This window comes from Simplicispira sp., assembly GCF_028687295.1.
GTDB lineage: Bacteria > Pseudomonadota > Gammaproteobacteria > Burkholderiales > Burkholderiaceae_C > Simplicispira > Simplicispira metamorpha.
Window position 1 is genome coordinate 1 of the sequence record NZ_JAQUAL010000053.1, and the last position, 19,189, is coordinate 19,189.

The window sequence follows — 19,189 nt, forward strand, 5'->3', positions numbered from 1 at the left end:
ACGAGCCACGCTACGTGACCTTGCCCAACATCATGAAGGCCAAGAAAAAGCAGCTCGACACCGTCAAGCCCGAAGACCTCGGCGTCGATGTGGCCCCGCGCCTGAAGACCCTCAAGGTCGAAGAGCCCGCCAAGCGCGGTGCAGGCGTCAAAGTGGCCGACGTGGCCGCTCTGGTGGACAAACTCAAAAACGAAGCCAAAGTGATCTGAGGAACCGAACATGACCACCCTCGTTATTGCCGAACACGACAACGCCAGTATCAAAGGCGCCACCCTCAACACCGTCACGGCGGCGGCTGCCATTGGCGGCGATGTTCACGTGCTGGTAGCCGGTCACAACGCTGCTGCTGCCGCCCAACAAGCCAGCCAAATCGCAGGCGTTGCCAAAGTGCTGCACGCCGACGGCGCCGCCCTGGCTCACGGCCTGGCCGAGAACATGGCCGCGCAGGTGCTGGCCATTGCATCCAGCTACAGCCACATCCTGTTTGCCGCCACCGCAGCCGGTAAAAACGTCGCCCCACGCGTTGCCGCCCTGCTGGACGTCGCGCAGATCAGCGAAATCAGCAAAGTCGTGAGCGCCGACACCTTCGAGCGCCCCATCTACGCCGGCAACGCCATCGCCACCGTGCAAAGCCAGGACGCCACCAAAGTCATCACCGTGCGTTCTACGGGTTTTGATGCCGCAGCCAGCGCCGGACAAGCGCCAGCAGCTATCGAAAGCGTAGCGGCCGTGGCCGACGCCGGACAAAGCAGCTTCCAGGGCAGCGAAATCGCCAAGAGCGACCGGCCCGAACTCACGGCCGCCAAGATCATCGTCTCGGGTGGTCGGGCGCTGGGCAGCAAAGAGAAGTTCGACGAAGTCATGACCCCGCTGGCCGACAAGCTGGGCGCCGCGCTGGGCGCCAGCCGCGCAGCGGTCGATGCAGGCTACGCCCCCAACGACTGGCAAGTGGGCCAGACGGGCAAGATCGTGGCGCCGCAGCTGTACGTGGCCGCCGGTATCTCGGGCGCCATCCAGCACTTGGCCGGGATGAAGGACAGCAAGGTCATCGTGGCGATCAACAAAGACCCTGAGGCGCCGATCTTCAGCGTGGCCGACTATGGGCTGGAGGCGGACTTGTTCACGGCGGTGCCGGAGCTGGTCAAGGCGCTGTAAGCCGCAGCAGATGGCGCCTTGGTCACTGCCAGGGTGCTATCTCAATGAGAGCTGCTAGCGCTTATCTGGTGGGCGTTTGCAGCGTTTTTGACTAAAAATAAACCGGAGACAATAGCCATGAACACCCCCCTTTCCCGCCGCGCCCTGGTGCGCGTTGGCACCGCCGCCCTGGCCACTGCCGCCTTGCCTGCCCTGGCGCAGTCGGCCTGGCCGAGCAAGCCCATCAAAATCATCGTGCCCTATACGGCGGGCGGCTTTACCGACCAGATGGCGCGCCTGCTGCAAGTGGGCCTGCAAAAGCAGCTGGGCCAGCCCGTGGTGATTGACAACAAGCCCGGCGCCAACAGCATCATTGGCGTGGATGCGGTGGCCAAGTCGGCGCCCGACGGGCACACGTTTGGCGTGGTGATTCCGGCCTTCACGGCCAACACCACGCTCTATCCCAAGCTGCCCTACAGCCCGGGCAAGGATTTGGTGGGCGTGTCGCTGATGGGCGTGTCGCCGCTGGTGGCTGCGGTGTCCAGCAATGCGCCGTTCAAGAACACCCAAGAGCTGATTGCCTACGCCAAGGCCAACCCGGGCAAAGTCAGCTTTGCCTCGTCGGGCAGCGGCTCGGCAGCGCACCTGACCAGCGAGCTGTTCAAGACGCTGACCAAAACGTTCATGGTGCACATCCCGTACCGGGGCGCCTCGCCCGCGCTGGCCGATTTGCTGGGCGGCCAGGTGCCGTTGTTCCTCGATCCGCCGCCCAACCTGATCCAGCCTGCCAAGGCCGGGCGCATCCACCTGATTGGCGTGGCCAGCGACAAGCGTCTGCCCATCCTGCCCGACGTGCCCACCTTTGTGGAGCAGGGCATACCGGGCATGCTGGGCAGCACCTGGGCCAGCATGATTGCCCCGGCAGGCACGCCGCGCGACATCGTCAAGCGCATGTCGGACGCCGTGAACCAGATCATCCAGAGTCAAGAGACCCGCGCCAAGCTCGAAGCCATGGGCACCTTTGCCGAAGGCACCACGCCCGAGGCCTGCGACGCCTTTTTGGCCTCAGAGACTGCCAAGTGGGGCAAGGTGATTCGTGATGCGGGCGTGAAGCTGGACTGAGCGCGCACCCGCCGCAGCGGCGGCGGCAGCGGCAGCAGCGGCGGGCTGCGTTCAGTTGTTGCGGATGTCGTTGTCGCGGATGACTTTGCCCCACTTGTCAAAGTCTTTTTGCATGCGGCTGCCCATGTCTGCGGGCGTGGCGTAGGCGGCGGTGGTGCCTGCCTGCTGGAGTTTTTCCTGAACGGTTTTGTCGGCCAGGGCTTTCTTCAGCTCCTGGCTCAGGCGCGCCACGATGTCGGCGGGGGTGGCGCTGGGGGCCAGCAGGCCGCCCCAGGCCACGGCTTCAAACCCGGGGAATCCTTGCTCGGCCACCGTTTTGACCTCGGGCGTGAAAACCACCCGGCTGGACGAGCCCACCGCGATGGCGCGCAGCTTGCCTGCCTTGATGTGGGGCAGGGCGGCAATCATGTCCGAGAACATCATGGGCACCTGCCCGCCCAGCAAGTCGGTGATGGCCGGGGCGCTGCCACGGTAAGAGATGTGCTGGATGTCGAACTGCCCCTGGCTTTTGAGCAGTTCTGTGGACAGGTGGCCAAAGCTGGCGTTGCCCGCGCTGGTGTAGTTGAGCTTGCCGGGCTGGGCCTTGGCCTTGGCCACGAGCTGCTGCAGCCCGGTGACGTCGGGCATGACCTGCGGGTTGACCACCATGACGATGGGCAGGTCGTAGGCGCTGCCAATGGGCGCGAAGTCTTTGAACAGGTCGTACTTTTTTTGCCCGTAGAGGTGGCCAGCCAACAGCGTGGGCGATGCCAGCATGACCAGGGTGTAGCCGTCGGCGGGGCTTTTGGCGGTGGCCTCGGTGCCCAGCATGCCCGATGCGCCGGGCCGGTTTTCCACGATCACGGGCTGTTGCAGCCCCTCGCCCATCTTCTGTCCGATGATGCGCGCCGCCGTGTCGGTGGGCCCGCCCGGAGGGAAGGGAACAATCAGCTTGATGGGCTGGGTGGGGTAGCTTTGGGCCAGTGCCTGGCCTGCCAGCAGGGGCAGCGCCAGGGCAGCGACCAGGCCGCTCAGGATATGGCGGCGCGCTGCGGTGGCCCGGTGGTGGTGTGTCGTTTTCATAAGTCTCCTTGGGTGGTTGCTGGTATGGCCACCGTGGGGTGGGCTGCCAGCGGTGGGTCGGTCAGGCACCAGGGCCCGGGCCGGAAAATGCGTGCGTCCATCGTTTGCAGGTCGGGCGCCACCTCCAGCGGGCCAGCGCACTGCGCCAGCACATCACGCTGCAAATCCATGCCGGGTGCCAGCTCGACCACGGTCAGGCGCTGCTGGCCTTGGGCGTCGGCCCGCATCTGGAACACGGCGCGCTCGGTGATGTAGAGCACCGGTGTGCCCCGGTGGGCGGTGTAGGGGCCGTTGAAGCTCAGGTGCGCGACCTGATCGACCAGTTTGCGCACCCGCCCTTCCTGCACGATGCGCAGGGCGCCGCCATCCACGGCCACTTGCAGGCCGCCGGTGGTCAGGGTGCCCATGAAAACCAGGGCCTTGGCGCTTTGCGTGATGTTGATGAAGCCGCCCACACCTGCAATCGATGTTTTGCCCGCTTCGCCAAACTTGCTGACGTTGACGTTGCCCAGCGTGTCCAGTTCTGCCAGCCCCAGGATGGACAGATCGATGCCGCCGCCCTCGTAGAAGTCGAACTGTGCGGGCTGGTCGATGACGGCCTCGGGGTGGGCGGAGGCGCCAAAGCTCAGGCCATCGGCGGGTGTGCCGCCCACGGGCCCGGCCTCGACGGTGAGCGTAAAGCCCGACAGCCCCGCCTGCTGTGCCAGCGCGCCCACGGCGGCGGGCATGCCCACGCCCAGGTTCACTACGCGCGGCTGCAGCCGTTGCAGCTCCAGCACGGCACGGCGCTGGATGATGGTGCGGGCGTCCAGCAGTGCGCCAGTGGCTTGGGCTGGTGGCAGCGTTTCGGCCCGCTCGCCGCGCCAAGGCTGGGTGTAGGCGGCATTGAAGTTCTCTGAGAACGTCATCTGGTGGTGTGCCGGGTCATCACAGACCACCACGTAGTCCACCAGGATGCCTGGCACATGGATGGCGTGCAGCAGCTCGTGGCACTCGACCAGGTTTTTCACCTGGGCGATGACGATGCCGCCGCTGTTGCGGGCGGCCTGGGCGATGGCCAGCAGTTCGTGGTGGAAGGCCTCGCCGTGGGTGCTCAGGTTGCCCCGCGCATCGGCTGCCGTGGCGCGCACCAGCGCGCAGTGGATGGGAAAGGCGGGGTAGAACAGGTGTTCCTTGCCGCGAAACTCCAGCGCCTCCACCCAATTGGAGCGCCCTTGCGCGACGGCGCGGGCCGCCGACTGGTTGATGGCGCCTGCGTGGTAGCGCGCATCCAGGTAGGTGCGGGGGTCCACAAAAGTGTGCAGGCCGATGGGTGTCAGCACACCCGGTTTGCCTGCGGCGATGGCGCGGTAGAGGTGGCTGATGACGCCTTGGGGCAGGTTGTAGCCCTCGCATTGCTCTTGCAGCGCCAGAGCGCCCAGGCGCGGCGCCGAGCGCCAGTGCCCGCCGCAGACCACCCGGGTCATGCCCGGCTGGCCGAAATGGTTGACACCGCGCTGGCCCCGGTCGCCCTGTCCGGCGGAATAGACCAGCGTCAGGTCGCGCGGCTGGGCGCTGGCCAGAAAGCGCCGCTCCAGCGCCGAGGTGATGGCTTCGGCATGGCCTGCGCCCACAAAGCCTGCACAGGCCACCGTGGCACCAGAGGGAACCAGTGCGGCAGCCTGGTCGGCACAGATGATTTTCATGGGATGCGGGCCTTGGAGGAAATGGATAAAAATGTTTATTTGGCGAACAAATGTTCGCTAATTGATGGATGCTAAACGGCATTGCCTGTGGACGCAAGCACCACGCCCACTCCTACAATGCCCCGCTTGCCCCTGAAAGAAGTGTGAAATGCCTGCCTCCCCTGTCTGCGAAGCGACGGCCAAGAAAGAGCCCGAACTGCTCGATGCCTTGTCCAACGGCCTGGCGTTGCTGCGGCTGTTTGCCATGGGCGTTCCGACGATGACGATGCAGCAGGTGGCAGAAAAACTGGGCGTGACGCGTGCCGCCGCGCGCCGCTTGCTGCTGACGCTGCAACACCATGGGTACGTGGCACAAGATGCGCGCCAGTTCGCCATCACCCCCAAGGTGCTGGAGCTGGGCCATGCGTATTTCGCCTCGATGAGCCTGCCGGTGCTGGCGCGGCCTGTCATGCACGCGCTGGCGCATGAGTTGCAGGAAACCTGCTCCCTGGGTGTGCTGGACCAGGATGCCGTGGTGTTACTGGCCCGTGAGGAGCCACCCCAGCTGCTGCGGGTGGATTTGGGGGTGGGGCGGCGCTTGCCTGCGTTTGCGCACTCGATGGGGCGGGTGCTGCTGGCGGCGCTGGATGATGCAGCGCAGGCCGCTTACCTGCGTGACGCCACGCTGACCATGCTGACGCCCGCCACCACCACCGACCCCGGCGCGCTGGCTGGCATTTTGCAGCGCGTGCGCAAAGAGGGCCATTGCGTGTTGGACAGCGAAATGGTGGATGGCTTTGGCGGCATTTCGGTGCCCCTGCGCGATGGCCAGTCCAAGGTGGTGGCGGCGCTGGGGCTGAGCATGGTGCTGGGGCGCCGCTCACGCAAGGACCTGCTGCGCGACTGCCTGCCGCCTTTGCAGCGGGCCGCACAGCAAATTGAGTGGGTGCTGCGCGCCCGCGCCGGGTGAACCCGTCAGGCGTAGCGCTTGGCGCGCAGGTTGTCCTTCATTTGTTGCAGCAGCGGTTGCAGCGGGCTGCCAATGCGCAGGGCCACGCAGGTGGCCAGCACGTCAATCACCAGCAGGTGCAGCAGGCGCGACACCATGGGGCTGTAGCGGTCGTAGCCCTCGGGGTGGTCGGCGGCCAGGTGGATATGGCAAGCGCTGGCCAGGGGTGAGCCGCTGGCGGTGATGGCAATGGTGGTGGCGCCATTTTTGCGCGCGATTTCTGCCGCGTCCATCAGGTCGCGCGTGCGCCCGGAGTTGGAGATGATGATGGCGCAGTCGCCCGGGCCCAGCAGCGTGGCGCTCATCACCTGCATGTGACCGTCGCTGGTGGCCAGGCTGGTAATGCCCAGCCGGAAGAACTTGTGCTGCGCGTCCTGCGCCACGATGCCCGAATTGCCTGCCCCGTAAAACTCGATGCGCCGCCCGGTCTGCCAGGTGCTGGCAATGGCGGTGGCCGCGCGCTCAATGGCCACGGTGCTGGCGGCGTTGCGGTATTGCAAAAAGGCGGCCACGGCGTTGTCCACCACCTTGACCAGCACGTCGCCGGTTTTGTCATCGGCGTCCACGCTGCGGTGGATGAAGGGCACGCCCTCACTGACGCTGCCCGCCAGCTTGAGCTTGAAATCGGCCAGCCCGTCGTAGCCCATGCTGCGGCAAAAGCGCACCACGGTGGGTTTGCTGACGTTGGCGCGTGCGGCCAGCTCGCGCACGGGAAGGCGGGCAAATGTGCGCGCGTCGGCCAGTACCAGGCGGGCCACGCGCTGCTCTGCCGGGGCCAGGGACGACAAGGACGCTTCAATGCGATCGAGCACGGGGCAAAATTCCTAAAACCAGATCAGAACGCATGGCACAAGCAAGGTGAACATAAAAGTGATAGCAATGTAACGCGGTTTCAGGCGCTGTTGCCGGGCACCACAGCACCCGATGGCGGGACTGGCGCCCTGCAAACCGCATGCAGCGCCCGCATACACTTGCAAACTTGTCATCTGCCCAGGGCCGCCGGCCAGGGCGCCCGCAAGGACGTTTTGTCAACTACCCCGCCCTGAAGGGCGGGGCTTGGAGCCAAAAGGTTTCAAGCCAGGTTGACCAGGGAAAGCGGTAACCAACCCGCTACGTTGACAACAGGTCGTTCAGACGCACCAGCAAATGCTTCCTCAGTTTGCTGCTCTGCAAGGCGTTGACCATGCTGAGCCAAGGTAAAAGCCCGAAGGTGGACGCCGCAGCTTGCAAAAGCTGGAGCCGGTTGTGGACATTCCCGAGGGGAGCGACATCGAAAGATGTCCGTCACCAGGCCCGTAAGGGCTGACCGCTGGAAAGACAGCAGATTTTTGGAGAAGTGGAGAGCTACGTGGCAGTTTTTGTGTTGGACCACCAAGGCCAGGCGCTGATGCCCTGCACCGAAAAGCGCGCCCGGCTGTTGCTGGCGCGCGGTCGGGCGCGGGTGCATCGGCTGGTGCCGATGGTGATCCGGCTCGTGGATCGCCAAGTTGCTTCGTGTGCATTGCAGCCGCTGCGCCTCAAACTTGACCCCGGCAGCAAAACCACCGGCCTTGCACTGGTGCGCGATGCCGAAACTATCGCCCTGCAAACGGGCGAGGTGCAAACCGCCGCCTTCGTGCTGAATCTGATGGAGCTGGTGCATCGCGGCAAACAAATCTCTGAAGCATTGACCGCCCGGCGCCAGATGCGCCGCCGTCGTCGTAGCAATCTGCGCTACCGCGCCCCGCGTTTCCTCAATCGCGGCAACCAGAAAAAAGGCTGGCTGGCGCCGTCGCTGCAACACCGGGTCGATACCTGCATGGCCTGGGTGCGGCGCATCAAGCGCTGGGCGTCAATCACCGCGCTTAGCAGTGAACTGGTGCGCTTTGACACGCAAGCCCTGCAAAATCCGGAAATCTCGGGCGTTGAATACCAGCAAGGCACCCTGTTCGGCTACGAGCTGCGCGAGTACCTGCTGGAGAAATGGGGCCGTCAGTGCGCGTACTGCGATGCCAAAGACGTACCACTGCAAATCGAGCACATCCGCCCCAAGGCGCAAGGCGGCAGCAACCGAGCGTCCAACCTGACGCTGGCTTGCGTCTGCTGCAACCAGAAAAAAGCAGCACGCAGCATTGAAGAATTTCTGGCCAAAGATAGAAAACGCCTGACCAAGATACTGGCCGATGCCAAAAAACCGCTGCGCGATGCAGCGGCAGTGAACGCAACGCGCTGGGCGCTGGCCAACGCGCTGCAAGCCACCGGCTTACCAGTCGAGTTGGCCTCGGGCGGTCAAACCAAATTCAACCGCTGCACGTTGGGCATACCGAAAACCCATGCCCTTGATGCCGCCTGCGTTGGCACCCTCCAATCCATTGAAAACTGGCAATGCCCCACGCTCACCCTCAAAGCCACGAGCCGGGGCAGCTACCAACGCACCCGCTTGGACAAATTCGGCTTCCCGCGTGGCTACCTGATGCGAACCAAACGGGTACACGGTTTTGGCACCGGCGACATGGTGCGCGCTGAGGTGCCTTCGGGGGTCAAGGCCGGCATCCACATCGGACGGGTGGCGATCCGGGCCAGCGGTTCTTTTAACATCCAGAGCTACCAGGACGGAAAATCTGTGGTGGTACAAGGCATCAGCCACCGACATTGCCGCGTTATCCAGCGCGCCGATGGTTATGGCTATTTCTTCAACCGGGCCAACAACGCAAAACGTGAACAGGCAAGGCCCCAAGCCAGGAACGCTGCGCGTTCCGCGCTCTGCCTCTCCGGCATGAATGCCGAGGTTTCACGCGCAATCTGATGAACCAGCTCGACGCACTCAAACAGTTCACCACCGTGGTTGCCGACACCGGCGATTTTCTCCAGCTGGCCCAGTTCCGGCCACAGGATGCCACCACCAACCCCTCGCTCATCCTCAAGGCGGTGCAAAAAAGCGAATACGCCCCGCTGTTGCAAGAGACGGTGGCGCAGTGGCGGGGCCGCGACCTGACCGAGGTGGTGGACAGGCTGCTGGTGCGCTTTGGCTGTGAAATCCTGGCCACCATCCCGGGCCGCGTGTCCACCGAGGTGGATGCGCGCCTGAGCTTTGATACCAGCGCCACCATCGCCCGCGCCGAGCGCCTGATCGAGCTGTACCAGGCCCAGGGTGTCCACATCGACCGCGTGCTCATCAAGATTGCCGCCACCTGGGAGGGCATCAAAGCCGCTGAAAAGCTGGAGCAGCGCGGCATCCACACCAACCTGACGCTGTTGTTCTCGTTTGCCCAGGCGGTGGCCTGCGGACAGGCCAAGGTGCAGCTGATTTCGCCGTTTGTGGGCCGCATCTACGACTGGTACAAAAAGCAGGCCGGTGCCAGTTGGGACGAGGCCGCCATGGCCGGTGCCAACGACCCCGGCGTGCAGTCGGTGCGCGCCATCTACCACCACTACAAGCACTTTGGCATTGCCACCGAAGTGATGGGCGCGAGTTTCCGCAACGTGGGCCAGATCACTGCGCTGGCGGGTTGCGACCTGCTGACCATCGCCCCCGACCTGCTGGCGCAACTGGCCGCCACCGACGCGCCTATAGTGCGCGCACTGGACGCCGATGCCGCCCGCGCCATGGATTTGCCTGCTGTGCAGTACGACGAAGCGGGTTTTCGCTACGCGCTCAACCAGGATGCCATGGCCACCGAGAAGCTGGCCGAAGGCATCCGCGCTTTTGCCGCCGATGCGGCCAAGCTCGACCAGCTGCTGCTGGCCGCCTGAATGCCAGCGCCTGCAACTGTCCTCAACGCCACAGTGGACACTGGCCGCGCCGCGCCCTGGGGCGATGGCGCGCGCCTGCGCTGCGACCAGACGGCGGCCTGGGGTGCGCTGCGCGCCCACTATGAGCGCACGGGCCGCCACTTCGATGTGCGCGAGGCCTTTGCCGCCGACCCGGGCCGCTACCAGGCTTTCAGCCAGGAAGCGCCCCATGTGTTTGCCGACCTCTCGCGCAACCGCACCGACACTGCCACAGAGGCGCTGCTGCTGGCGCTGGCGCGCGAGTGCGGCCTGGAGCAGCACCGCGCCGCCATGTGGGCAGGCGAGGCCGTCAACACCACCGAGCACCGGGCCGCGTTGCACCATTTATTGAGAAATCCGGCCCCATCGCCCGCCCAGAAAGCGCAAGTAGCTACTGATTTAATAGCAAATGCGGAGCAGGATGTGCAGGCCACGCTGCACGCCATGCTGGCCTACGCCGAGGCCGTGCGCCAGGACGCGCACATCACCGACATCGTCAGCATTGGCATTGGCGGCTCGGGCCTGGGGCCGGCCATGGTGGTGGCGGCGCTGCAAGACCTGTGGCTGCCGCAGCAGCGGGTGCATTTTGTGTCCAACGTCGATGGCATGGAGCTGGGCAGCCTGCTGCGCCAGCTGCGGCCCGAGCGCACGCTGTTCCTGATCGCCTCCAAAACCTTCACCACGGCGGAAACCATGGTCAACGCGCACGCTGCGCGCGACTGGTTTCTGGCCCACGGCGGCAGCACGCAGGCCGATGCCGCCCTGCCGCTGGCGCGCCACTTTGCTGCGCTGACCACCAACATCGCTGCCGCCCGCGACTTTGGCATTACCACGACCTTTGGTTTTTGGGACTGGGTGGGCGGGCGCTTTTCGCTGTGGTCGGCCATCGGGTTGCCCATTGCGGTGGCCGTGGGCGCCGAGGCATTCCGCGCGCTGCTGGCCGGTGCCCACGCCATGGACGAGCACTTTCACAGCGCACCCCTGGAGCGCAACCTGCCCGTGCGCCTGGGGCTGTTGGACGTGTGGTATCGCAACTTCCATGGCTTTGGCAGCCGCTGCATTGCGCCCTACAGCCACGGTCTGCGCCGCCTGTCGGCGTATTTGCAGCAGCTGGAGATGGAGAGCAACGGCAAGGGCGTGGACTGGCAGGGCCGCGCGCTGCCCTACGCCACCTCGCCCGTGGTTTGGGGCGAGCCCGGCACCAATGGCCAGCACGCGTTCTTCCAGATGATCCACCAGGGGCTGGACGTGATTCCGGTCGAGTTCATCGTGCTGCGCCGGGGCGGGCGTGATTTGCCCGAACAGCACCCACGCCTGGTGGCCAACGCGCTGGCGCAGGCGCAGGCGCTGATGCTGGGGCGCGAGAGTGCCTGTGGCCACCGCCACTTCAGCGGCAACCGGCCCAGCACGGTGCTGCTGCTGGAACAGCTGACGCCGGCATCGCTGGGCGCGCTGATTGCGCTGTATGAGCACCGCGTGTTTGTCGCCGGATCGCTTTGGGGCATCAACAGTTTTGACCAGTGGGGTGTGGAGCTGGGCAAGCAGCTGGCCTCCAACATCGAGCCACGCCTGGCCAGTGGCGACACTACCGGGCTGGATGCGGCCACGGCGGGGCTGTTGCAGCGGCTGGGTGCGGGTATCGGCCCTGGCGTGTAAGCGCCCGGCCCCTGCGCCCCGGGGCTCAAGGCCAGGTGATGGTCACGCGCAGGCCGCCCAGCGTGGGGCTGCGGTCGTGGGCCACGCGCAGGCCGTGCAGCCGCGCAATGCGCTGCACGATGGACCAGCCCAGTCCGCTGCCGCTTTGCCCCGTGCCCAGTACCCGAAAAAACCGCTCGCCCAGGCGCGCCATATCGGCCTCGGCCAGACCCGGCCCGCTGTCTTGTACGCACAGCTGAGCGCCCTTGCCTGGGGCAGCCGGGCTGATCTGCACCTGCACCTGCGCGCCCTCGGGGCTGTAGCGCAGGGCGTTGTCCAGCAGGTTGCGCAGCAGCACCTGCGCCAGGGGCTCGGCCAGCGGCACGGGCGCGGGGCCTGTGCATTGCAGTGCCACCTGTTGCCCGCGCGCCTGTGCGGTGCTGGCCAGGTCGGCCACCACGGTACGGGCCACATCGGTCAGGTCGGTGGGCGGGGCGCTGGGCTGGGCTGCTTCGGCATCCAGCCGGGCCAGTTGCAGCAATTGCTCTACCAGGCGCGTGGCGCGGTCGCAGCCGCGCACGGTGGCGGCCAGGGCATCGCTGCGTTCGGCGGCCTCGCTGGCGCCCTGGGCCACCTGGGCCTGCATGCGGATACCGGCAATGGGCGTGCGCAGCTCGTGCGCGGCATCGGCGGTGAATTGCTGTTCGCTGGCCAGCAGCTGGGCCATGCGCTCGAACAGGCCGTTCAGCGCCGTTACCAGCGGCAGCACCTCGGGGGGGACGCCTGCCGTGTCCAGCGGCGCCAGCGACTGCGGCTGGCGCGTGGCCACGGCCTGTCCCAGTTGGCGCAGTGGCCGCACCGAGCCGCGCACCGCCCACCAGATGCCCAGCGCCAGCAGCGGCAGCGCCCAGGCCATGGGCTCCCACATGCTGCTGACGCTGGCCATCACGATCTCGTCGCGCATGGACTGGCGCTCGCCCACCAGAATGCGCACATCGCCCTTGCGCCCCGGGGTCACAAACACACGCCACTCCTGGTCTTCCACTTCGCTGTTGGTAAAGCCGCGTTTGCGCCGGTCGGTCAGGGGTTGCAGCGGGGCGTTGGCCGATCGTGCCAGCAACTGGCCGTCGTGCCAGAGCTGGAACACCACTTTGGGCTGGTATTTGTACAGCTCGGGCGCTTCATTGAGCTTGTCTTCATCCAGCTCGTCCAGGGGTTGCAGGCGCAGCAGGGCGGCAGTCTGGGCCAGGTGGGCGTCCAGCAGTTCGCTGACTTCGTGCTCGGTTTCGTACCAGGCCAGGGCGGCGGCGGCGCACCAGGCCAGCAGCACCAGCGCCAGCACCGTCACCAAGAGCCGGGTTTGCAAAGAGCGCGGTGTGCGGGCCGGGCTGGCGGTGTGGTGGCCCGCACCGGTGTCGCTGGCGGCGCTCATGCGCTGGCGCCCTGTGCCATGCGGTAGCCCACGCCGCGCACTGTCTCGATCAACCCCGCGCCCAGCTTGCGCCGCAGGTGGTAGATGTGGACTTCGACGGCATTGCTGTTGATTTCGCTGCCCCACTGGTACAGGCGCTGCTCCAGTTGCTCGCGCGAGAGCACGCGCCCGTTGCTCAGCAGCAGTGCGTGCAGCAGGTCGTATTCGCGGCCCGACAGCTCCACGGGCACGCCCGCCAGCCAGACCTGGTGCGCTGCCGGGTCGAGCTCGACGGCGCCTGCGCTCAGGCGGGTTTCGCTCTGGCCGTGGGCACGGCGCACCAGGGCGCGCAGCCGGGCGGCCAGTTCATGCAGGTCGATGGGCTTGATCAGGTAGTCGTCGGCCCCGGCGTCCAGCCCGGCGATGCGGGCGGTGACGGCATCGCGCGCGGTCAGCACCAGCACCGGGGTGGCGTTGCGCCGGGCGCGTACCTGGCGCAGCACGTCCATGCCGTCCTGGCGCGGCAGGCCCAGGTCGAGCACGCAGGCCTGGTAGGCGCCGGTGGCCAGTTCGCGCTCGGCGGCCACGCCATCGCGCACCCAGTCCACCTGGAAACCGTGCTGTGCCAGGCCCGCGCGGATGCCTGAGCCCAGCAGTTCGTCGTCTTCAGCCAGCAGGATGCGCATGGGCGGGGCTTTCGGTCAGTCGTCGTGGTCGGAGTGGCGATTTTCGCTCCAGGCAGCGTCTGCCGGGATGGGGGCGCTGGGGGCCGCGCTCCACTGCCAGGCCCAGAAGGCCACCACAGCCAGCACGATGGCGGCGGCCAGCAGGGCGTGGTTTTTCTTGGCCAGATCGGGGCCGGGGCCGGGCACGCGGCCCGTGAGCATGGGCAGGGCCTGGTTTTTGCGGCGCAGCGCGCTCAGCAGGGCAATCAGACCGATGTGTGCCAGCACCACGCCGAGCAGGGCGTTGCCGAAAAATTCATGCACCTCTTCCAGCCACTCGCCGCCCCATTCGTCCCAGACGGCGTAGCCGCTGAGGGTGAGTGGCAGCACCAGGGCGAGGATCAGCGCCACGGCCAGCGCCATCAGCAGGTTTTGCCCTGGGCGCCAGACGGTTTGCAGCGCACTGGGCGAGCGCACGGCGGCCAGCGATTGCAGCCACGCGGGCAGCCCTTGCAGCTTGCGCCACAGCGCCGACAGCCGTGCGTGGCGCGGCCCGAACAGGCCCCACAGCACGCGCGCCACCAGCAAGCCTGCCAGCGTGTAGCCCAGCGTGACGTGGACGAGCCGCCAGCGCTCGCCGTCGGCAGTGAGGTAGGCGCCGGTAAAAGACAGCGCCATCAGCCAGTGCAGCGTGCGCGTGGCTGCATCGGTGACGCGGCGGCTGGGTGTGGGCGCTGCCGTGGTGGGGCCGGTGGCGGTGGTCGGGCCGGGGGAATGCAGGGTGTTGCCAGTCATGGGGGGCCTCATTTCGGGATACGGACGTTGTCGTCGTCAAAGTCGCCCTGGTCGGCGCGGGTGTGGCAGGCCATGCAGTTGGCGCGGCTGCCCACGGCGGGGCGCTTCCAGACGGCAGGCTGTACCTCGCGGTGCTTGCGCTCGAACCAGGCCGATTGGGTGATGCGGTCTTGCGGCGGCGCCTCGCGCACGCGCTTGTAGGTGCCTGCGTTGGCCTGCAGCCAGGTGTTGAGCTGGCGCACCAGGGCCGGGTCGAGCGAGGCGTCGGTGCCGTAGTGCTGCTCCAGATTGCCCATCATGCGGTTCCACGAGCTGGCGGGCAGCATGCCGGGCGGGTAAGCCATGTGGCAGGCGGCGCACTCTTGCTGGTAGGCAGGCAGCATGGCGCTGGCGGGCATTTGGCGGCTGTCGGCCAAGGCCGTGCTCAGGGCACCGGGCAGGGCGCAGGCCAGAGCCAGCAGCGCGGCAGACCGGCGTACCACACGCCCCACTGGGGCTGTAGCCCCGCCCAGCAGGTGCCGCCCAGTGGCCAAACGGGAAGGTGCAGAGGAAGTTGCAAACATGGCGGGTCTTTCTCGGTCAGGGTTTGAGCTGTACCAGCCAGGCCAGCACGTCGGCTTTTTCAGCGGCGGTGCATTCGCGGCTGAGCACGTCTTTGCAGTTGCGCCGGAACCACTTGTCGGATTTGGCGGTATCGGTAAAGCGCTCGGGGTTGAAAGCGGGCGCCAGCGGTGCCACGGTTTTGCCGGTGCTGGCGTGGCGTGCGGGCGTGGTCGGCACACTGCCGTGGCAGGAGGCGCAAGACCACTCGCCCCCGTGGCGGCTGGTGAAGAACACGCGGCCCCGCTCGGCGTTGGCCGGGGCGCCTGCCGCAGCGCTCCAGCGCTGCAACTGGGCCTGGGCGTTGGTATCGCCCGCAGCGCGGGCCAGGGGCAGGGTGCAGGCCAGCGCCAGCAGCGCGGCCTGGGCGGCAAGAAGGGTGCGGTGTGGGGATTGCATGCCGCCATGGTGCAAGGCGGGCATGAAGAATGGCTTAACGCCGGGTGCCAGGGCTGTGGCTGGCCGCGCAACGCATTGATGTGCCTAAAGTGCCTGTAGCGCTTATCTGATGGGCGCTTACAGCTATGAATTCAGTAGCGAAAACGCAAAAAACCCGCAGGCTGTGACACCTGCGGGTTTTTTGACAAAGTGAGGCGCTCGCCTCGGGGCGGGAACCAGTCCCGCCCGGGGGAGGCTTACATGCCCATGCCGCCCATGCCGCCCATACCACCCATGCCGCCCATGTCGGGGCCGCCAGCGGATTCTTCCTTGGGCGATTCAGCAACCATGCACTCGGTCGTCAGCATCAGCGAGGACACCGAAGCGGCGTTTTGCAGTGCCGTGCGCGTGACCTTGGTGGGATCCAGAATGCCCATCTCGATCATGTCGCCGTAGGTGTCGTTGGCAGCGTTGAAGCCGTAGTTGCCCTTGCCAGCCAGCACAGCGTTGACCACCACCGATGGCTCGCCACCGGCGTTGGCGACGATTTCGCGCAGGGGCGCTTCGATGGCCTTGAGCACCAGCTTGATACCGGCGTCCTGGTCAGCGTTGTCACCCTTGATCTCGCCAGCAGCTTGGCGCGCGCGCAGCAGGGCCACGCCACCACCGGCCACGATGCCTTCTTCCACGGCAGCGCGGGTAGCGTGCAGGGCGTCTTCCACGCGGGCCTTCTTTTCCTTCATTTCGACTTCGGTGGCAGCGCCGACCTTGATCACGGCCACACCGCCGGCCAGCTTGGCCACGCGCTCTTGCAGCTTTTCGCGGTCGTAGTCGGAGGTGGCTTCTTCGATCTGGATGCGCACTTGCTTGACGCGCGCTTCGATGTCAGCAGCCTGGCCTTCGCCGTCGATGATGATGGTGTTTTCCTTGCCCACTTCGACGCGCTTGGCTTGGCCCAGATCGGCCAGCGTGACCTTTTCGAGTGTCAGGCCCACTTCTTCAGCGATGACCTTGCCGCCCGTCAGGATGGCGATGTCTTCCAGCATGGCCTTGCGGCGGTCGCCAAAGCCAGGGGCCTTGACAGCGACAACCTTCAGGATGCCGCGGATGGTGTTCACCACCAGAGTCGCCAGGGCTTCGCCTTCGACTTCTTCGGCAATGATCAGCAGCGGACGGCCGGCCTTGGCCACTTGCTCCAGCGTGGGCAGCAGGTCGCGGATGTTGCTGATCTTCTTGTCGAACAGCAGCACGAAGGGGTTGTCCAGAATCGCGGCTTGCTTTTCGGGGTTGTTGATGAAGTAGGGCGACAGGTAGCCGCGGTCAAACTGCATGCCTTCAACGACGTCGAGTTCGTTTTGCAGCGACTTGCCGTCTTCCACGGTGATCACGCCTTCCTTGCCGACCTTGTCCATGGCATTGGCAATGATTTCGCCGATGCTGGAGTCCGAGTTGGCGGAAATGGAACCCACTTGGGCGATTTCCTTGGAGGTGGTGGTGGCCTTGGAAGCCTTCTTCAGCTCTTCGATCAAGGCGGCGACAGCCTTGTCGATGCCGCGCTTCAGGTCCATGGGGTTCATGCCAGCGGCCACGTACTTCATGCCTTCGCGCACGATGGCCTGGGCCAGCACGGTGGCGGTGGTGGTGCCGTCGCCAGCGTTGTCAGAGGTCTTGGAAGCGACTTCCTTGACCATCTGCGCGCCCATGTTTTGCAGCTTGTCTTTGAGTTCGATTTCCTTGGCCACGGACACGCCGTCCTTGGTCACGGTGGGGGCGCCGAACGAGCGCTCCAGCACCACGTTGCGGCCCTTGGGGCCCAGGGTGGTCTTGACCGCGTTGGCCAGAATGTTCACGCCTTCAACCATGCGGGCGCGGGCTTCACCGCCGAAAACTACGTCTTTTGCTGCCATGTTGGAGCTCCTGAATATTGGGGTTAAATGTGGTTCCAGCGCCCGTCTGTCAAGCGCTAGTAGCTATCAATAAAATAGCGTTGAAATTATTTCTCGACAACCGCGAACAGGTCGTCTTCCTTCATGACCAGCAGCTCGTCGCCATCGACCTTGACGGTCTGGCCGCTGTACTTGCCGAACAGCACGCGGTCGCCAACCTTGACGTTCATCGTGCCCAGTTCGCCCTTGTCGTTCTTCTTGCCAGGGCCGACGGCCAGCACTTCACCTTGGTCGGGCTTTTCAGCGGCGTTGTCGGGGATGTAGATGCCCGAAGCTGTTTTGGTTTCGCTTTCGATGCGCTTGACGATGACACGGTCGTGCAGGGGGCGAAGTTTCATTGCATATCTCCTGGGTTCAAAAAGGTTGCTTGCCATAGATGCCTGCCATTGCAGGCACCACCAAATTACGACCAAGGCCCGCTTGTTAGCACTCCTTGGCGTCGAGTGCTAATGATAAGGGCGTTTGTCCCGGTTTCAAGCCCCCGGCGTGCAAGACCCGTGCATCCATTGGGGTTGATGCTGGTCAGGGCAATAGCACGGCTTTGTCAGATACTTGGTAGTGGTATGCCCTACCATCGTGGTTTGGGGCAGCCGGGCGCCGGTGCCCCGCTGCCAATGGTTGCCTGCCTGGTTTTGGCCCGACCGTGATTGCCCACATGCTCTCTTCCTCCCCCTCTTTATCCCTGGCCCTGTTCCAGCATTTGCCCGATGCAGTTTTTCTGATCGATCCGCACAGCTCGGACATCCTCGACTGCAACGCGGCGGCGCTGCACCAGGTGGGCATGGAGCGCTCCGAGCTGTTGTCGCACTCGGTGCTCAGTCTGCAAAAAGATGTGCTGGGCATGCCGCAGTGGGCCAGTCTGGCGCAGGCCATCCGCGCCGCGCCGCAGGGGCTGGTGTTTGTGGGCCAGCACCAGCACAAGAGCGGTGCAGAAGTGCCTGTTGAGGTTTGTACCAGTGCGTTTGAGCACGAGGGGCGCGAGTACTTCGTGTCGATTGCCCGCAACATCAGCCAGCGCCTGGCCCTGGAGCAAGACCTGCATGACCGGGATATGCAACTGCACTACGCCCTGACCCAGGCCAGCGATGGCCTGTGGGATTGGTGCCTGGAAACCAATGAAGTGTTTTTCAGCCCGCAGCTCAAGCGCATGCTGGGCTATGGCCCCCACGAGATGCGCCCTTCGCTGGAGTCCTGGTCAGAGAACGTCCACCCCGACGACCGCGAATTTGTGCAGCGCGTGCTGCACGAGCACCTGTCGGGCCAGCGCGAGCGCTATGAGGTCGAATACCGGCTGCGCAACCGCAACGGCCATTTCATCTGGGTACACGACCGGGGCCGCGTTTGCGAGCGCGATGCGCAAGGCGCCCCCCGGCGCGTGGTGGGCATGGTGCACAACATCACCGACCGCAAGAAAACCGAGCAGGCTTTGCAAGAGCTGGCCTCCCACGACGCGCTGACCGGGCTGCCCAACCGGCGCGAGGGCGAGCAGTGCCTCCAGCGCCACCTGGAGCGCTGCCGGCAACTGGGCACGACCCTGGGGGTGTGTGTTTTTGACGTAGACCATTTCAAGGCCATCAACGACCAGTTTGGCCATGCGGTGGGCGATGAGGTGCTGCGCCAGATTGCCCGCGTTCTGGGTGCCCAGGTGCGGCCCACAGACTGCCTGTCCCGCTGGGGCGGCGAGGAGTTCATGGTGGTGTGCGCCGACACCCGGCTGGACGATCTGCTGGTGCTGGGTGGGCGTTTGCGTGCGGCCTTGGCACAGGTCGATTGGCCCACCGCAGCGGTGCTGGGCCCGGTCACTTGCAGCTTTGGCATGGCAGTGTTTCCGCACCACGGCAGCACCGCGCAGGCGCTGTTCATGGCGGCAGACTCAGCCCTGTACCGGGCCAAGGCCAAGGGGCGCGATCGGGTCGAAGCCGCCGTGGCGGCAGCGCTCAGCGACCCTGCGTAAGCCCCAGAAAGTGGTCGAGCATATGGAAGTGGTCTTCAAAAAACCGGTCTTCCAGGGCGGCCAG

At 65.6% G+C, this 19,189-nt stretch carries 17 protein-coding genes and 1 pseudogene; 8 read left to right on the forward strand and 10 right to left on the reverse strand.

The window, feature by feature from the left end:
• From PHX69_RS07880 to PHX69_RS07890, 3 genes and pseudogenes are all read left to right on the forward strand, one after another.
• Positions 1 to 209 (forward strand): annotated as a pseudogene (locus PHX69_RS07880) (electron transfer flavoprotein subunit beta/FixA family protein); the annotation flags it as partial.
• 10 nt (positions 210 to 219) lie between these two features.
• The gene (locus PHX69_RS07885) at positions 220 to 1,155 is read left to right on the forward strand and encodes an electron transfer flavoprotein subunit alpha/FixB family protein (RefSeq protein WP_288043201.1); all 936 of its coding nucleotides are present in this window, start codon (positions 220 to 222) and stop codon (positions 1,153 to 1,155) included.
• 117 nt (positions 1,156 to 1,272) lie between these two features.
• Positions 1,273 to 2,256: a tripartite tricarboxylate transporter substrate binding protein gene (locus tag PHX69_RS07890; protein ID WP_288043202.1), complete on the forward strand. Its 984-nt coding sequence runs from the start codon at positions 1,273 to 1,275 to the stop codon at positions 2,254 to 2,256.
• Positions 2,257 to 2,307: 51 nt separating this feature from the next.
• Here the strand turns inward: PHX69_RS07890 and PHX69_RS07895 are convergent, their stop codons facing one another.
• On the reverse strand, positions 2,308 to 3,318 hold the full coding sequence (locus PHX69_RS07895) for a tripartite tricarboxylate transporter substrate binding protein (RefSeq protein WP_288043203.1): 1,011 nt from the start codon (positions 3,316 to 3,318) through the stop codon (positions 2,308 to 2,310).
• On the reverse strand, positions 3,315 to 5,003 hold the full coding sequence (locus PHX69_RS07900; RefSeq protein ID WP_288043204.1) for an acyl CoA:acetate/3-ketoacid CoA transferase: 1,689 nt from the start codon (positions 5,001 to 5,003) through the stop codon (positions 3,315 to 3,317). The genes PHX69_RS07895 and PHX69_RS07900 overlap by 4 nt, the downstream gene beginning before the upstream one ends.
• A 148-nt stretch (positions 5,004 to 5,151) precedes the next feature.
• Here PHX69_RS07900 and PHX69_RS07905 point away from each other — a divergent pair, with 148 nt between their 5' ends.
• Entirely contained in the window at positions 5,152 to 5,952 is an 801-nt protein-coding gene (locus PHX69_RS07905; protein WP_288043206.1) for an IclR family transcriptional regulator domain-containing protein, read from the forward strand.
• A 5-nt stretch (positions 5,953 to 5,957) separates the two neighbouring features.
• On the opposite strand, the gene PHX69_RS07910 is transcribed toward PHX69_RS07905, so the two are convergent.
• Positions 5,958 to 6,803: a MurR/RpiR family transcriptional regulator gene (locus tag PHX69_RS07910; protein WP_119014418.1), complete on the reverse strand. Its 846-nt coding sequence runs from the start codon at positions 6,801 to 6,803 to the stop codon at positions 5,958 to 5,960.
• Between the two features lie 536 nt (positions 6,804 to 7,339).
• Between PHX69_RS07910 and iscB the strand changes: the two genes are divergently transcribed.
• Genes iscB through pgi form a run of 3 tightly spaced genes read left to right on the forward strand, consistent with a single transcriptional unit; the run spans position 7,340 to position 11,397 of the window.
• Entirely contained in the window at positions 7,340 to 8,776 is a 1,437-nt protein-coding gene (gene iscB, locus PHX69_RS07915) for an RNA-guided endonuclease IscB (protein ID WP_288043207.1), read from the forward strand.
• Positions 8,776 to 9,723 carry a transaldolase gene (tal, locus tag PHX69_RS07920; protein WP_288043208.1) on the forward strand — a complete coding sequence of 316 codons (948 nt, stop codon included), beginning with the start codon at positions 8,776 to 8,778 and terminating at the stop codon, positions 9,721 to 9,723. Before iscB ends, tal begins: the two co-directional genes overlap by 1 nt.
• Positions 9,724 to 9,756: 33 nt before the next feature.
• Positions 9,757 to 11,397, forward strand: coding sequence for a glucose-6-phosphate isomerase (pgi, locus tag PHX69_RS07925; RefSeq protein WP_288043209.1), 1,641 nt, complete (start codon positions 9,757 to 9,759; stop codon positions 11,395 to 11,397).
• A gap of 25 nt (positions 11,398 to 11,422) precedes the next feature.
• On the opposite strand, the gene PHX69_RS07930 is transcribed toward pgi, so the two are convergent.
• From PHX69_RS07930 to PHX69_RS07960, 7 genes are all read right to left on the reverse strand, one after another.
• Entirely contained in the window at positions 11,423 to 12,808 is a 1,386-nt protein-coding gene (locus PHX69_RS07930) for an ATP-binding protein (RefSeq protein WP_288043210.1), read from the reverse strand.
• A complete protein-coding gene (locus PHX69_RS07935) occupies positions 12,805 to 13,473 on the reverse strand; it encodes a response regulator (RefSeq protein ID WP_288043211.1) in 669 nt (222 codons plus the stop codon). Before PHX69_RS07935 ends, PHX69_RS07930 begins: the two co-directional genes overlap by 4 nt.
• Positions 13,474 to 13,488: 15 nt before the next feature.
• On the reverse strand, positions 13,489 to 14,247 hold the full coding sequence (locus PHX69_RS07940; RefSeq protein WP_288043212.1) for a cytochrome b/b6 domain-containing protein: 759 nt from the start codon (positions 14,245 to 14,247) through the stop codon (positions 13,489 to 13,491).
• Between the two features lie 8 nt (positions 14,248 to 14,255).
• Entirely contained in the window at positions 14,256 to 14,810 is a 555-nt protein-coding gene (locus PHX69_RS07945) for a diheme cytochrome c (RefSeq protein ID WP_288043213.1), read from the reverse strand.
• A gap of 16 nt (positions 14,811 to 14,826) precedes the next feature.
• Positions 14,827 to 15,246 carry a DUF1924 domain-containing protein gene (locus PHX69_RS07950; RefSeq protein ID WP_502958496.1) on the reverse strand — a complete coding sequence of 140 codons (420 nt, stop codon included), beginning with the start codon at positions 15,244 to 15,246 and terminating at the stop codon, positions 14,827 to 14,829.
• A 236-nt stretch (positions 15,247 to 15,482) separates the two neighbouring features.
• The gene (gene groL / locus PHX69_RS07955; protein ID WP_119014425.1) at positions 15,483 to 17,132 is read right to left on the reverse strand and encodes a chaperonin GroEL; all 1,650 of its coding nucleotides are present in this window, start codon (positions 17,130 to 17,132) and stop codon (positions 15,483 to 15,485) included.
• A gap of 86 nt (positions 17,133 to 17,218) precedes the next feature.
• Positions 17,219 to 17,509, reverse strand: a complete 291-nt coding sequence (locus PHX69_RS07960) for a co-chaperone GroES (RefSeq protein WP_119014426.1) — start codon at positions 17,507 to 17,509, stop codon at positions 17,219 to 17,221.
• Positions 17,510 to 17,826: 317 nt separating this feature from the next.
• On the opposite strand from PHX69_RS07960, the gene PHX69_RS07965 reads away from it, so the two are divergent.
• The gene (locus tag PHX69_RS07965; protein ID WP_119014427.1) at positions 17,827 to 19,125 is read left to right on the forward strand and encodes a sensor domain-containing diguanylate cyclase; all 1,299 of its coding nucleotides are present in this window, start codon (positions 17,827 to 17,829) and stop codon (positions 19,123 to 19,125) included.
• Positions 19,126 to 19,189 lie beyond the last annotated feature (64 nt).

What these genes read in the sequence shown, in the direction of transcription:
- PHX69_RS07885 (WP_288043201.1), top strand. Translation starts at nt 220, where the DNA reads ATGACCACCCTCGTTATTGCCGAACACGACAACGCCAGTATCAAAGGC.
- PHX69_RS07890 (WP_288043202.1), top strand. Translation starts at nt 1,273, where the DNA reads ATGAACACCCCCCTTTCCCGCCGCGCCCTGGTGCGCGTTGGCACCGCC.
- PHX69_RS07895 (WP_288043203.1), bottom strand. Translation starts at nt 3,318, where the DNA reads ATGAAAACGACACACCACCACCGGGCCACCGCAGCGCGCCGCCATATC.
- PHX69_RS07900 (WP_288043204.1), bottom strand. Translation starts at nt 5,003, where the DNA reads ATGAAAATCATCTGTGCCGACCAGGCTGCCGCACTGGTTCCCTCTGGT.
- PHX69_RS07905 (WP_288043206.1), top strand. Translation starts at nt 5,152, where the DNA reads ATGCCTGCCTCCCCTGTCTGCGAAGCGACGGCCAAGAAAGAGCCCGAA.
- tal (WP_288043208.1), top strand. Translation starts at nt 8,776, where the DNA reads ATGAACCAGCTCGACGCACTCAAACAGTTCACCACCGTGGTTGCCGAC.
- PHX69_RS07930 (WP_288043210.1), bottom strand. Translation starts at nt 12,808, where the DNA reads ATGAGCGCCGCCAGCGACACCGGTGCGGGCCACCACACCGCCAGCCCG.
- PHX69_RS07935 (WP_288043211.1), bottom strand. Translation starts at nt 13,473, where the DNA reads ATGCGCATCCTGCTGGCTGAAGACGACGAACTGCTGGGCTCAGGCATC.
- PHX69_RS07940 (WP_288043212.1), bottom strand. Translation starts at nt 14,247, where the DNA reads ATGACTGGCAACACCCTGCATTCCCCCGGCCCGACCACCGCCACCGGC.
- PHX69_RS07945 (WP_288043213.1), bottom strand. Translation starts at nt 14,810, where the DNA reads ATGTTTGCAACTTCCTCTGCACCTTCCCGTTTGGCCACTGGGCGGCAC.
- PHX69_RS07950 (WP_502958496.1), bottom strand. Translation starts at nt 15,246, where the DNA reads ATGCAATCCCCACACCGCACCCTTCTTGCCGCCCAGGCCGCGCTGCTG.
- groL (WP_119014425.1), bottom strand. Translation starts at nt 17,132, where the DNA reads ATGGCAGCAAAAGACGTAGTTTTCGGCGGTGAAGCCCGCGCCCGCATG.
- PHX69_RS07960 (WP_119014426.1), bottom strand. Translation starts at nt 17,509, where the DNA reads ATGAAACTTCGCCCCCTGCACGACCGTGTCATCGTCAAGCGCATCGAA.
- PHX69_RS07965 (WP_119014427.1), top strand. Translation starts at nt 17,827, where the DNA reads ATGCTCTCTTCCTCCCCCTCTTTATCCCTGGCCCTGTTCCAGCATTTG.